The organism is Rheinheimera sediminis, from assembly GCF_004005375.1.
Lineage (GTDB): Bacteria > Pseudomonadota > Gammaproteobacteria > Enterobacterales > Alteromonadaceae > Pararheinheimera.
Map to the genome: position 1 here is coordinate 17,346 of NZ_RZUF01000029.1, position 13,256 is coordinate 30,601.

General features: G+C 45.7%; 12 protein-coding genes. 4 read left to right on the forward strand and 8 right to left on the reverse strand.

The genetic code is table 11. The features are described 5' to 3' along the window. Positions 1-48 precede the first annotated feature (48 nt). A complete protein-coding gene (locus tag EMM73_RS17180) occupies positions 49-1,215 on the forward strand; it encodes a chorismate mutase (RefSeq protein WP_186435276.1) in 1,167 nt (388 codons plus the stop codon). Here EMM73_RS17180 and EMM73_RS17185 read toward each other — a convergent pair. Further along, entirely contained in the window at positions 1,210-2,616 is a 1,407-nt protein-coding gene (locus EMM73_RS17185) for an MBL fold metallo-hydrolase RNA specificity domain-containing protein (RefSeq protein WP_127688041.1), read from the reverse strand. The genes EMM73_RS17180 and EMM73_RS17185 overlap by 6 nt on opposite strands. 134 nt (positions 2,617-2,750) lie before the next feature. On the opposite strand from EMM73_RS17185, the gene EMM73_RS17190 reads away from it, so the two are divergent. Continuing rightward, positions 2,751-3,632: an LOG family protein gene (locus EMM73_RS17190; protein ID WP_127688042.1), complete on the forward strand. Its 882-nt coding sequence runs from the start codon at positions 2,751-2,753 to the stop codon at positions 3,630-3,632. A gap of 71 nt (positions 3,633-3,703) precedes the next feature. Here the strand turns inward: EMM73_RS17190 and EMM73_RS17195 are convergent, their stop codons facing one another. From EMM73_RS17195 to EMM73_RS17215, 5 genes are all read right to left on the reverse strand, one after another. Beyond that, on the reverse strand, positions 3,704-5,971 hold the full coding sequence (locus EMM73_RS17195) for an arginine/lysine/ornithine decarboxylase (protein WP_127688043.1): 2,268 nt from the start codon (positions 5,969-5,971) through the stop codon (positions 3,704-3,706). A 308-nt stretch (positions 5,972-6,279) separates the two neighbouring features. Then, positions 6,280-6,489 (reverse strand): hypothetical protein, encoded by a 210-nt coding sequence (locus EMM73_RS17200; protein ID WP_127688044.1) that lies wholly within the window; start codon positions 6,487-6,489, stop codon positions 6,280-6,282. Between the two features lie 137 nt (positions 6,490-6,626). Next, entirely contained in the window at positions 6,627-7,325 is a 699-nt protein-coding gene (gene mtgA, locus EMM73_RS17205; protein ID WP_127688045.1) for a monofunctional biosynthetic peptidoglycan transglycosylase, read from the reverse strand. 117 nt (positions 7,326-7,442) lie between these two features. Continuing rightward, a complete protein-coding gene (gene tyrA, locus EMM73_RS17210; RefSeq protein ID WP_222422693.1) occupies positions 7,443-8,588 on the reverse strand; it encodes a bifunctional chorismate mutase/prephenate dehydrogenase in 1,146 nt (381 codons plus the stop codon). Between the two features lie 9 nt (positions 8,589-8,597). Then, positions 8,598-9,680, reverse strand: a complete 1,083-nt coding sequence (locus tag EMM73_RS17215; protein WP_127688046.1) for a 3-deoxy-7-phosphoheptulonate synthase — start codon at positions 9,678-9,680, stop codon at positions 8,598-8,600. 356 nt (positions 9,681-10,036) lie between these two features. Between EMM73_RS17215 and EMM73_RS17220 the strand changes: the two genes are divergently transcribed. Together EMM73_RS17220 and EMM73_RS17225 are read left to right on the forward strand one after the other, a co-directional pair. Further along, positions 10,037-10,387, forward strand: coding sequence for a DUF3135 domain-containing protein (locus EMM73_RS17220; protein ID WP_127688047.1), 351 nt, complete (start codon positions 10,037-10,039; stop codon positions 10,385-10,387). A gap of 101 nt (positions 10,388-10,488) precedes the next feature. After that, positions 10,489-11,067: a response regulator gene (locus tag EMM73_RS17225; protein ID WP_127688048.1), complete on the forward strand. Its 579-nt coding sequence runs from the start codon at positions 10,489-10,491 to the stop codon at positions 11,065-11,067. Between the two features lie 120 nt (positions 11,068-11,187). On the opposite strand, the gene EMM73_RS17230 is transcribed toward EMM73_RS17225, so the two are convergent. Beyond that, positions 11,188-12,414 (reverse strand): threonine/serine exporter family protein, encoded by a 1,227-nt coding sequence (locus EMM73_RS17230; RefSeq protein WP_127688049.1) that lies wholly within the window; start codon positions 12,412-12,414, stop codon positions 11,188-11,190. A 116-nt stretch (positions 12,415-12,530) separates the two neighbouring features. After that, positions 12,531-13,256 (reverse strand): DNA-J related domain-containing protein (locus tag EMM73_RS17235; protein WP_186435277.1); only part of this gene is annotated, 726 nt, incomplete at its 5' end.

The window sequence follows — 13,256 nt, forward strand, 5'->3', positions numbered from 1 at the left end:
AAACCTCCCAATATCGGGAGGTTTTTTTTTAGCTTAAAGGACGCTTTTATGAGCATAGATTTAGACCACATTCGCCAGCAGATCAGCAGTACAGATAAAGACTTGCTGCAATTACTGGCAAACCGACGCCAACTCGCCTTAAGCGTAGCCGATGCTAAATTGGCACAAAACAAACCTATTCGCGATCAGAAACGGGAAGAAGAGTTGTTGGTGTCACTGATTGAACGCGGTAAACCACTGGGCTTAGATGCTCAATACATCACCAAAATTTATCATGTGATTATTGAAGACTCCGTACTGCAGCAGCAAGCTAAAGTACAAGGCCAGCTGAATGGCGAAAATGGTCCGGTTTGCCGTGTCGCCTTTTTGGGCCGTCAGGGGTCTTATAGCTACTGGGCCACCCAAAAGTACTTCACGCGCCGCGCTGAAAAGCTGATTGAAATTGGCTGCGATAGCTTTAATGAAATAGTACAAGCGGTAGAAACTGGCCATGCCGACTACGCAGTGCTGCCTATTGAAAATACCTCGTCAGGCAGTATCAACGAAGTGTACGACTTACTTCAGCATACCCGTTTGTCGATAGTCGGCGAACTAACCCACCCTATAGAGCATTGTTTGCTGGGTGTGGAAGGAACTGAGCTGAGTAAAATCCGCCAGATTTGCGCTCATCCTCAAGTCATAGCCCAGTGCAGCAACTATTTGCAGGGATTATCCAATGTCAAAATTGAATACTGTGATGCCTCCTCTGATGCCTTTGAACGGGTACGTAAAGCTCAGGATAAATCTGTAGTTGCTATTGGCGGTGAAGAAGGTGGCAAACTCTATGGTCTGGACGTATTAGGCCGTGGTTTAGCCAATCAAAAAGACAACGTAAGTCGGTTTATTGTCGTAGCACGAAAAGCTATCAATGTAGCAAAAGCCATACCGGCCAAAACTACTTTTATTATGTACACAGGCCAGCAACCAGGTGCTTTGGTTGATGCCTTAACAGTGTTGAAACAACATGGCATCAGCATGGGTAAACTGGAATCACGCCCTATTACCGGCAATCCATGGGAAGAAATGTTTTATGTGGATGTATTCGCGAATCTGGATGACTATGCGATGACCCGCGCTTTGGATGAGCTGAACCGCATTACGCGTTTTGTTAAAGTGCTGGGCTGCTATCCAAGCGAGGACGTCAGCCCAACCCTGATCACTCAGCAAACCTCATAGTTTAATCTGCTGACCTTTCTCAGCAATTTGGCAATGCAGACCGTAGTCGACCATACGGCTCTGTAGCGCCAGCTGAGCTTTAGGCTCGCCATGCACCAGATAAAAACGAGGCTGACCGCCTATCATTCTGGCCCAGCCTACTAATTCATCTTGCCCTGCATGAGCAGAAAAACCACCTATGGTGTGTATGACGGCTTTCACCGCTACATTTTGACCAAACAATTTCACCCGTTTTTCGCCATCCACCAATCGTCGACCTAGCGTGCCTTTGGCCTGAAAACCGACAAAAATCAGATGGTTGCTACTTTTCCATAAGTTGTGTTTTAAGTGATGCACTATACGGCCGCCATTGCACATGCCGGAACCCGCAATGACAATAGCGCCGCCACTGATGCGGTTCATCGCCATCGACTCTTCCATACTGGATGCAAGCCGTAAGATAGGTAAAAAGGACTGCAAATCACGGGCGCCGTAGCCATGCAGTACTTTGGTGTCTTTGCGATCAAACTCGGCCATCAGCTCACTGTAGATTTTAGTGATCTCTATCGCCATAGGACTGTCCAACACCACCATCTTTTGTTTCAATCGGCCCTGATGGTACAGAAGTCCAAGGTAGTACAAAATCTCCTGACTACGACCTAAAGCAAAAGCTGGAATAAATACATTACCGCCCGCTTTGTGGGCTTCATCCAGCGCATTGGCAAACTCTTCCAATGTGTTTTGTAATGGCTGGTGATTGCGATCGCCATAGGTACTTTCCATCAGCACCAAATCAGCGGTTCTCACCGGACTTGGATCGGGCATCAGCACTGTGGCTGGGTTGCCCAAATCACCGGAAAACACCAATTGCCGCATGGCTTTGCCCTGCTTCACTGCAAGCTGAACTATGGCTGAGCCCAGAATATGGCCGGCATCCAAAAACTCCAGATCCAGCCCTTCACAGACCGTTACTTTTTGTTTGTAACCCACAGGCTGACAGTAGTCCAGCACTTGCTCCACATCCTGCACTGCCATAACAGGATCCAGCAGCTTTTTACCTTGCCTCGCTAAGTGTTTGTTTTGCCAATCCAAGTCTTTTAAATACAAATGCACAGAATCTTTCAACAACACACCGAGTAACAAAGCTGTGCCCTGAGTGCAATAAATTTTGCCCTGAAAACCCTTAGCGACCAACAAAGGCAATAAGCCGCTATGGTCTATATGCGCATGCGATAAAATCACGTAATCGATATCTTTAGGACGAAAAGCAAAACGAAATTTATTCCATTCGGTGATTTGGTTTTCCCCCTGGGTCATGCCACAGTCGAGCAGAATTTGTTTGTTTTGCAGCTTCAGCAGATAACAAGAGCCTGTCACCTGCTCAGCAGCCCCTAAAAAGGTTAAACTGGCATCTAATGGCATTGGGTACACTCCGACTTTCTTCTTGGCTGTGATGGTGTGATGTCCATGTTATAACTGAACTGAAGTGTTAAAAGATTAGTCTATATCAAACAACATGTTAGTTTATTCAGCTTTCCTTCGTATGGAGCCCTTTTATGTCCGGCGACAATCCCCTATACCAACGCCATCTGAGTTCAGCCCGAGAAGCGACTGAACAACAAAGTCAGGATTTACTCGAACATCCGTCCTATCAACTGGCCTTTGCTGATGATGATTTTTTAATGCAGGACGAATTGCGTCATGTCCGTCTGCAATTGGAGTATCTGAAACCTCAGCTGATCCTCGAACAACATCAGGTAAAAGCCACTGTTGTGGTGTTTGGCAGTGCTCGCTTTATTTCACGACAACAAGCTGAACTTTTAGTTACACAAGCACAAAATAAACTGGAATTAGCACCAGCAGATACTCAACTGCAACAGCAATTAAAAACAGCGAAGCGTCAGTTAAAAAACAGTGCCTACTATGAAGCAGCAGCAGAGTTTTCGCGCATTGTGACTGAGCATAGTCAAAGTTGCCCTGATGCCTCCTTGATGATTATCAGCGGTGGTGGACCTGGTGTAATGGAGGCAGCGAATAAAGGTGCGTATCAGGCGGGCGGGCAAAGTATTGGTCTGAATATAGTTCTGCCGCATGAGCAAAAGCCGAACCCTTACATCACGCCGGAGTTTTGTTTCCGCTTTCATTATTTTGCCATTCGCAAAATGCACTTTTTACAACGTGCGCGGGCTTTAGTGGCTTTTCCCGGCGGTTTTGGCACTTTAGATGAACTGTTTGAAACTCTGACTTTATTGCAAACCGGCAAAGCCACTACAGTGCCAGTGATACTGTATGACAAAAATTTCTGGAGCCGTTTGATTAACTTTGACCTGCTGGTCGAGGAGGGCTTGATTAAAGCCGAAGATATGCAGCTGATCCAATTTGTCGACACGCCCGAACAAGCCTGGCAAGCGATTTGCCATTGTTACAAGTTATCTTAGATTGAACCGAGGCTCAGGCCTTGAGTTTTGCAGCTTTGATGCAAAATTCAAGACCTGAGCCCAGCTGTACGTTATTGAGCTTTTACGCAGTCAACAAAGTATTCTTTTTTACCGTTACGCTCTTCACAAACCAGACCATGAATATAAGTCTCAAAACCTGGAAAGCGGCCGTTAAACTCACGGGCGAATTTCAGATAATCCACAATGATGGTGTTAAACACTTCACCCGGCACCAACAGTGGGATACCTGGTGGGTAAGGTGTTAGCATCACTGCAGTAATCCGGCCTATCAGATCATCCAGTGGCACCCGATCCAGCTCTTTATGCGCCATAGCAGCAAAAGCTTTGGATGGTTTCATCGCCGGTACCAACTCAGATAAGTACATCTCAGTGGTCATCTTCGCCACGTTGTTTTCACGGTAGATCTGGTGGATTTGATCACACAAATCTTTTAAGCCAATACGCTCATACTGAGGGTACTTGGCGATAAACTCAGGCAAAACCCGCCACAGTGGGGCATTTTTGTCGTAATCGTCTTTAAACTGCTGCAGCGCTGTCACCATGGTATTCCAACGGCCTTTGGTAATACCGATGGTAAACATGATAAAGAACGAATACAGACCAGTTTTTTCGATGACGACACCATGCTCAGACAGGTACTTCGCCACTATAGCAGCTGGAATACCAGAGTCATCAAAGTCGCCATCTACGTTGAGACCAGGCGTTAAAATAGTGGCTTTGATTGGATCCAGCAGGTTAAAACCTTCGGCAATATCACCGAAACCATGCCAGCTTTCACCCGCTTTTAACATCCAGGCGTCGCGGTGATCCAAACCTTCGTCAGTTAAATCATCAGGGCCCCACACCTTAAACCACCAGTCATCACCATACTCGTCGTCGACTTTACGCATAGCACGACGGAACTCCAGTGCCTCGTCCAGTGACTCTTCCACTAAGGCTGTACCACCCGGCGCTTCCATCATAGCCGCTGCCACATCACAAGAGGCAATAATGGCGTACTGTGGACTGGTGGAGGTATGCATCAGATAAGCTTCGTTAAACAGATGCTGATCCAGCTTGTTCTGCTTGGCGTCTTGCACCAATATTTGGGAAGCCTGTGAAATACCTGCCAGCAGTTTGTGTGTCGACTGAGTAGAGAACACCATAGAGGTTTCGCAACGCGGACGGCCTTCGCCTATGGCATGGTAGTCGCCATAAAAATCATGGAAAGCGGCATGCGGCAACCAGGCTTCATCAAAGTGCAGAGTTTCGATTTCACCGTCCAGCATCGACTTAATTTCTTCAACGTTGTACAAGACGCCATCATAAGTCGACTGAGTGATAGTTAGAACCCGTGGTTTGACATTTGGATTCTGTTCCAGCTTTTCACGGCAGAATGGGTTCGCCATCATCTTCTTACGGATAGTGGCAGGTTCAAACTCGCTACGAGGAATAGGACCTATGATGCCGTAATGGTTGCGCGTTGGCATTAAGAACACAGGCACAGCGCCCGTCATCATAATGGCGTGCAAAATAGATTTATGGCAGTTACGGTCAACCACAACTATATCACCCGGAGCTACAGTGGAGTTCCAGACGATTTTATTAGAAGTTGAAGTGCCGTTGGTGACAAAAAACAAATGGTCGGCGTTAAAAATACGCGCTGCATTGCGCTCTGAAGCAGCCACTGGACCTGTGTGATCCAACAACTGACCTAATTCATCCACCGCGTTACAGACATCGGCACGTAACATGTTTTCACCAAAGAACTGGTGGAACATCTGACCTACAGGCGATTTCAAAAAAGCGACGCCACCTGAGTGCCCAGGGCAGTGCCAGGAGTAGGAGCCATCCTGTGCATAGTTGGTTAAAGCGCGGAAAAACGGTGGAGCCAGTGTATCTAAATAGCTTTTGGCTTCACGGATAATATGACGGGCCACAAATTCTGGCGTGTCTTCGTGCATATGAATAAAACCATGCAGTTCACGTAAAATAGCATTCGGAATATGACGTGAAGTTCGGGTTTCACCGTACAGATAAATTGGAATATCCGGATTGCGATGACGAATTTTATCAACAAAACCTTTCAGGTTTGCCAATACGGAATGACTGTCTTCTGCAGAGCCACCACCAAATTCTTCATCATCAATAGACAAAATGAAACCAGCAGCCCGACTTTGCTGCTGAGCAAAAGAGGTCAGGTCACCATAGCTGGTGTAACCCACCACATCCATGCCTTCAGCTTCAATGGCTGCAGCTAGTTCACGAATACCTGAACCACTGGTATTTTCGGTTCTGAAATCTTCATCGATGATGATCAGAGGAAAGTAAAAACGCATGGAGTACCCCAAGCCGATTAAAAGTGCGCAAAGGATACTTTATTTTGCAGAAAATTCCTCTAATCCGACCTGTTTTTCCTGCAGAAAAATCGCAAATCAGCCAAATTAATTATAAAACCTGAAATTGAATACGTATTCACAGCAGGAGCATTGGAAGTTGTCACGAAACAGACACAAACTTTAGTCAGGTTAACCTAGCCTGCAGTAAGATGCAGCGTCCTTCTTGTTCTATGCCCAGACCTTCAGGGACTGAATGTAGTCCCTGCTTTTTTGAATTTTTATCCCCGTTAAACTTGAACTGCTACAGCTTAAACTCCGCAGCTATCTAAGTTTGTAACACCTGAATACTGCTCTAAACAGTAACCCGCTTCGAGTAATAAGTCGACCAGCTCTTCTTCGCATACACCGACAGAACGCAAGTGCTGTTCCGCATCCAATACAGTTTTACCTTGCTGCAAACCCGCCCTGATCGTTTTGATATGCACTGAGCGCATAAATTCAGATGTTCTTTTGCCCATGATTAAACTCCACACTTCCACTTTTGAGTTGCGCTGGATCCTAAACAGCCTGAAGGAAATTTGCATCGAAAAATCGTCAACAGCATGAAATCTTCATCTAACAGTCATGAATAAGTCATGAAATAGTCATAAAAAATCTAAATATCAGCCAATCGCTGTTCAATAGGAACTAACTGGTTCATTTGTTTTAGTATCCATTGTTGGCGTTTATAGACATAAGGTGAAGGGCTTTGCACTTTAAAACGCAATGGATTAGGCAAAACAGCGGCTAGCAGTGCAGCCTGATGGCGGCTTAACTTACTGGCTGGTCTGTTAAAAAACTTTTGTGCAGCAGCCTCAACCCCAAAAATTCCGGGGCCAAACTCCACACTGTTTAAATAGACTTCTAAAATGCGTTCCTTACCCCAGGTCAGCTCAATCAAACTGGTAAACACCAGCTCGAGTCCTTTGCGAAACCAGCTGCGACCCGTCCATAAAAATACATTCTTTGCAGTTTGTTGGCTGATAGTAGAAGCGCCTCGTACTTTCTGGCCTCTGCTGTTGTACTCCAGAGCTTTTTTGATAGCTTCAGTATCAAAGCCATAGTGATCGGGAAACTTTTGGTCTTCAGCCGCAACTACGGCTTGCTTCATGGCACTGGATATTTGGTGAAAAGGTACCCAGCTATGCTGTAACTCGTACCCCTTATGATGATTCCAAAGCGCCTGAATTTGTCGCTCTATCATCACTCCAGTCACAGGGACTGGCACAAAAGCAAAGATAAGTACCAAGCTTAAAGCCAGAATGATCAGGTATTTAATAAGCTTTATAAATTTACCAAACCAAAGTGAAATCAAAGACTGTCCAGATAAGTGTCAGCATCATTAAAATTTGAGTGTAAAGCGCCTAAACAAAATGAGCTAGCTTTAGTTGCTGGCCCATTCTGGTAGTTCGTGTTTTGACAGCGTTACTCTTTAACTGCGCTCATCCGAGGCTTTTTGTAACAAACGACGGCTTTCTTGCAGAAACTGATCAGCCAAGGGTCCAAAAAACTGCTGGCCTTTGGCAAACTCGGCCATTAAACCTGCTTTGTCCCTTGCTGCTAATAAATGCGATAGTTGATTAAAACGGTGCTGATATCGCTGCAATAAACCAGTGACAGCGCTGGACGACAACATAATGTCAGCATACAGCTCGGCATTTTGTGCAAACAGCCGCCCCACCATCGCCAGCTCCAGCCGGTAAATAGGTGAGCTCAACTCCAGCAACTGCTGCAAATCTGCCTGCTCTTCTGCCAGATGCACACCATAGACTAAAGAGCTAAAATGACGCATGGCCTGAATCAGCTGCATCAGCTCATCATGCTGCTGCGCAGATTTTTCTGTCAGTACAGCGCCCCATACTTTGAATTGCTGTATCAGCCACTGATACTGTTCAGCATCACGGCCATGGCTAAGCACTACAACTTGTTTGGCTATATTGCTGATATCAGGGCCAAACATAGGATGTAAACCTACAACAGCACCACAGTGTTTCGCCAGCATAGCGCTTAAAGGCCCGGTTTTAGTACTGGTTAAATCCGCAAGGATTGTATTGGCATCCAATTCAGGCAATTGCGTTATCACCTGTTCAGTCACTGCGATAGGCACTGCAATAAGCACTAAAGCTGCGCCCTGCACCAAATCTTTTGCCTGATGCCAGTTGTCTTGCTCCAGCACTTCAACCAAATAACCGGAGCGCTGAAATAAACTGACAAAACGTTTGCCCAAAGCACCTGCGCCACCCACTACCACCACTTTATCACCGGTGTTACGGCAGCACACAAAACCTGCTTCCTGAGTCTGATAAGACTCCCGCATCACTCGACGTAAAACATCTTCAATCAGATCAGCAGATACACCAGCATCTTCCGCTTGCTGACGACGGGCTTTAATTAAAGCTTGCTCACGTTCTGGCACATACAAAGGCAAAGCATATTGCTGCTTCACCCTACCCACTTCTGCCGTTACTGCTGCTCTTTTGGCCAACAACTCGACAAGTTGGCTATCCAACTGATCGATTTGTTGACGCAGCGGCAGCAAAGCTGCCATGGGGTCCTCTGTATTTACTGCTTGATTCATATGTCTATCTCAAGCCGCAACTTCACGCGAAGATGCTTGGGACGCCTCTTGTGACGACAATTGTTGATCCAGGCCAGCCAATAATCCAGCTGTACTTGCCCAGTCGATACAAGCATCGGTCACAGACACGCCGTAGAGTTCAGCTTTACCATCCACCAAATCCTGACGACCCGCATGGATATGGCTTTCCAGCATAATGCCGATAATAGCTTTATTGCCGTTGATACGTTGCTCAATAACAGACTGAGCCACAATACCTTGTCTATTGTGATCTTTACTGGAATTGCCATGACTGCAGTCAATCACCAAAGCTTCAGGTAAGCCGTGTTTGCGCAGCGCAGCTAAAGCAGCCTGTACGCTGTCTTCGTCATAGTTAGGTTTAATGCCGCCACGTAAAATAACATGACCATCAGGGTTACCGGCGGTTTGCACTAAGGACACCTGACCTTTTTGGTTAATGCCAATAAAGCTGTGACCGCTGGCAGCAGATTGCAGCGCATTAAGTGCGATATTTAAATTACCGTCTGTGCCATTTTTAAAACCAACCGGCATGGATAAACCACTGGCCATTTCGCGGTGGGTTTGCGATTCCACAGTGCGGGCACCGACAGCAGCCCAGCTGATTAGATCAGATAAATACTGTGGGCTAATTGGATCCAAAGCTTCAGTTGCTGCAGGTAACTCCATCTCCACTAAATCCAACAGTAATCGACGCCCTTTGGTTAAGCCTGTTTCCAGATCAAAAGAATCATCCAGATGAGGATCGTTGATAAAACCTTTCCAGCCAACTGTAGTGCGCGGTTTTTCAAAGTACACCCGCATCACTATGTACAAGGTGTCTTTGTATTGAAGTTGCAGCTGTTTAAGGCGACGGGCGTAATCCATAGCTGACACCGGATCATGAATAGAGCAAGGACCTGTGATCACCAGTAAACGTGGATCGCGACCATGCACTATATCTGCAATCTCCTGGCGGGATTTCTGAATAAAGTCAGAACCTGCGCTGGATAAAGGTAAAGCCAGCTTTAACGCAGCGGGTGGGCTTAATAACTGCTCCGAAACTATACGTAAATCGTCAACAATCTTGCTCATTTGAATGCTCCTGTTTGCATCATGCGTTGCCAAAGCGCCGGTTTTACTTGATAAATGCAAGCAGAACACCAGTAAACTTATATTTACAACACGTACTAAATTAATTACGAACAAGAGCATATTAAAAACCAAACAACCACAAGTCAACCCTTAAAACCAAACAAATAAAGGGCCAATCAAGTTTTCAAACAAAAAAACACCGTAAACTATATAATACAAAATATAAAACAGATTCCTAATCGTCGAATAAAAGTAGTTTCTTGCACCAAACATCACTGCTCCTAGTTACAACAACGTGCAGGCTTGGATGGTCTACACTAAGAGTTAACCCGTTTAAAATTTGTATAGGCTAGCTGATGGCTGCATCAATTTATTCACCCCTACCGGCTTTTGATGAATTACTCATTATGGCAAAACAGGATCCGGCAGCACTGGATGAGTTACAAAAGAAATTGAATCAGGAGCTAATTGATGCCCAGAGTGATGACAGGGGGCGAAAAGCCATTGAGCAAACCTTGTTCAGGCTGCAGTCAGAACAGTTTAGATATAAAGCCCCCTTGGTCCGTTTAACCAGAGCATATCAATTGATGCTGATGGAAATGAGCCGGATGCAGGATGCTCTGGAGCTGTTATGCAAAGTGCCCGAATCGAAAAAAAAGCTATGCGCTACCATTTTACCTTTCAGGTCAAAGCGTCAGGAGCGATAAGAGAGAAAATCGGTTGGAAATCGTAAAAAATAAAGTGACAGCGACCTGCGATCTCGACTAGAATTGATAAAAATACAAAATATGATACTCATTAGCCCCGTATGAACAAAAGTAAACACACAGAACCTTTATTGTCAACCCAACAAGCTGCTGATTTACTTGGTGTTTCTTTACGCACAGTTCAATTGTGGGTAGAGAAAGGAGCTCTGGATGCTTGGAAAACTCCTGGTGGTCATCGTCGTGTTACCCAATCTTCTGTCGAACGCCTTCTGCTGAAAAATCAAACTCAACCTGTTGATAATTCAGTTCGCATTCTCTTGGCAGAAGATGATGAACTGCTGAAACAACTGTACAGCCTGCAAATTGAATCCTGGGGTTTACCCATAAGTTTGCAGTCAGTGACTAATGGTATAGCTGGTTTATTAAAAATTGGTGAATGGGCTCCACAAATTCTAATCACAGATTTACAGATGCCTGAACTGGATGGTTTTCAAATGATCCGTGAACTGAAGTTGTCTTCGCGTCACGAAACTATGAAAATCATTGTTGTAACAGCCTTAACAGATGCAGAAATTGCCGTTGGAGGAGGTTTACCCGACACAGTGCAACTAATGCGCAAACCACTGTTATTCAGCGACTTAAAAGACCGATTAGAAAACCTATTACAAGAACTGCGTTAATTGCAGCTTATGTCCATGGATGGACGGTATGTCGCAACTGTCGGGAACGTTGTTGTGACCATGTCCATGGATGGACGGTATGTCGCAACTGTCGATAAAGTTGTTGCGACTCTTACCAAGCTATAACGCCTTTCTGGGGGGTAATGCTACGTTAGCAAATATAAACCCAGCCACCAGCGACATAAATATCAAAAAGGTCTGCTGACCTATTTGTTCAGTAGAAACGATCTGCTGACCTGAAACCAAAGCATTTAATCCAATATAAGTTTTGCTACCTGGTACCAACACAATCATACCCTGCAAAGAGACTATGCTAGCAGGTGCGTTTATCCATCTGTTAAACAAATTGCCGTATAAACCTACAGCAAAGGCCCCCACAAAAGCACCTAATGCCAAACCTAGGTAATAGGCGCCCCACAAGCTGGCTGCATAGGCAATAAAGCCTGACAGCAGCCCCCAGAGGGCATGCTTCAGCCTCGCTTTAAACACCACCACTAAACTGCCACATAAAATAGCGACTGCCAGCCAACTGGTCCACTGTGGCACTGAAGGTGCGACCTGAGGCGGAATTTGGCCAAACAATATCTGCCCTAAAGCTACACCTAAAAAGGCACCAAAATACAATTTAAACAACAACATCACCGCATCCATCACCCGAGCAGTACCTGATACCAGGTGACGGGCCGCCAGCTCAGCTAATCCAAGGGTTAAAGCTAAACCAGGAATAAATACAATAATGGAAGACAATACGACCAAAGGCACATTGATCATAGGATCAATATAAACAGCCACAGCTGTCGCCAACAAAGCAGAGACCAAAGCAACCAGAGGTTCGAGCATATGAGCTACACGGCGTGACTTCATTGACCAAAGCACAAACAAATACACGACAAGACTCAACACTGTGGCCCAAAACACATCGTGCCAACTGGCGCGCATTAACATGGCAAACGCGCCCCCTGCAGCACCGAAAGCCGCAAAGGTAGCCCAGCGGGAATAGGGGTTAGGCGCTGCTGCTATTTGATCGAGCCGCTGATTCACATCCTGCAAAGTAAGCTTGCTGCTGGCAAGCGCATCCACCAGCTCGTCTGTGTAAGATAAAGCGCCTAAGTCCAGCTCACCCGGGGTGACACGAGAGATATGAGTGTATTCATTTTCATCGCCAGGGATCCAAAGCACAAAAGTCAGCACAGTAGGCGTAATGGCAAAAGAGCCGCCAATTTTCAGCAACTGTGCCACTTCCTGTAAATGCGCTTCCAAACGATAAGCTGGAGTACCAAACTTATGCAGCATTTTGCCAAGCTTGACGATAAAACGACGTTTTTCAATAAAACTGGCGGAATCCACTTTTGGGTCCTTGTCGCGTTGCAACACAATATAAAGCTATTGTAGTGGGCTTTGTGAAGTATGGATAGAAGAGGATATTGCTAAGTGATTGATAAAAGCTAAGTTAGCCATGCTTATTACAAAGAAAGTTCAGCCAGCAACCATTGGTATTCCTGCTGCAACAGCTGAAAAGCTGCAGCATCTCCGCCTTTATCCGGATGCAAACGCAGCGCCTGCTGTCGGTACACTTTTTTCAGCTGCGCCACAGAATAAGGCTGAGTTAACTGCCATTTTTGCTGCAACTGACCGGTGTCGAGCGCTTTATTCTGCTGATACAACGCCAGCTTTTTCCAAAACTCATCCAATACAGCCTGCAGTTTATCATCCGTCATAGCCCGCATATTCTGCCAATCCAAGTAATAAGCCGCTTTACCCTGCTGCTCTTGCCATAAAGCTACGGCATCATCTGGTAAAGCTGCGGCTGTATAGACCATCACTTTGGCATAACCTATATGCAATAAGGCCACCTGCTCCTGCTGCCACTGTGCCTGCAATACAAATAAATGATGGTAAAGAATGAAGTGTTGCTGGAATAACAAGGAATCAACAGCAAGAGTGCGGGGTTCGGGGAAAAAGGCTTTTAATTGATGCAGCAATTCCTGCTCGCTGATCTCTCCTTGTCTGGATAGCAGGAAAGCTTCGAGTGCGGCAACTAAATCGGCTTGCAGTTCGGTGTGCATAGTCACATTAGAGACCAAAAAATTGTCAGGATCAATTTTTAAAAATGCGAAGCATTGGCCCAAAGGGTGAGCGCCAGGGATGGCTGCGAATAAAAAATCGTCAGGAGCAATTTTTAACAATGC

Excerpts from the sequence above, each read along its gene's own strand:
- EMM73_RS17220 (WP_127688047.1), top strand. The coding sequence starts at position 10,037 with ATGGCTGCATCAATTTATTCACCCCTACCGGCTTTTGATGAATTACTC.
- tyrA (WP_222422693.1), bottom strand. The coding sequence starts at position 8,588 with ATGAATCAAGCAGTAAATACAGAGGACCCCATGGCAGCTTTGCTGCCG.
- EMM73_RS17180 (WP_186435276.1), top strand. The coding sequence starts at position 49 with ATGAGCATAGATTTAGACCACATTCGCCAGCAGATCAGCAGTACAGAT.
- EMM73_RS17215 (WP_127688046.1), bottom strand. The coding sequence starts at position 9,680 with ATGAGCAAGATTGTTGACGATTTACGTATAGTTTCGGAGCAGTTATTA.
- EMM73_RS17185 (WP_127688041.1), bottom strand. The coding sequence starts at position 2,616 with ATGCCATTAGATGCCAGTTTAACCTTTTTAGGGGCTGCTGAGCAGGTG.
- EMM73_RS17190 (WP_127688042.1), top strand. The coding sequence starts at position 2,751 with ATGTCCGGCGACAATCCCCTATACCAACGCCATCTGAGTTCAGCCCGA.
- EMM73_RS17195 (WP_127688043.1), bottom strand. The coding sequence starts at position 5,971 with ATGCGTTTTTACTTTCCTCTGATCATCATCGATGAAGATTTCAGAACC.
- EMM73_RS17225 (WP_127688048.1), top strand. The coding sequence starts at position 10,489 with ATGAACAAAAGTAAACACACAGAACCTTTATTGTCAACCCAACAAGCT.
- EMM73_RS17200 (WP_127688044.1), bottom strand. The coding sequence starts at position 6,489 with ATGGGCAAAAGAACATCTGAATTTATGCGCTCAGTGCATATCAAAACG.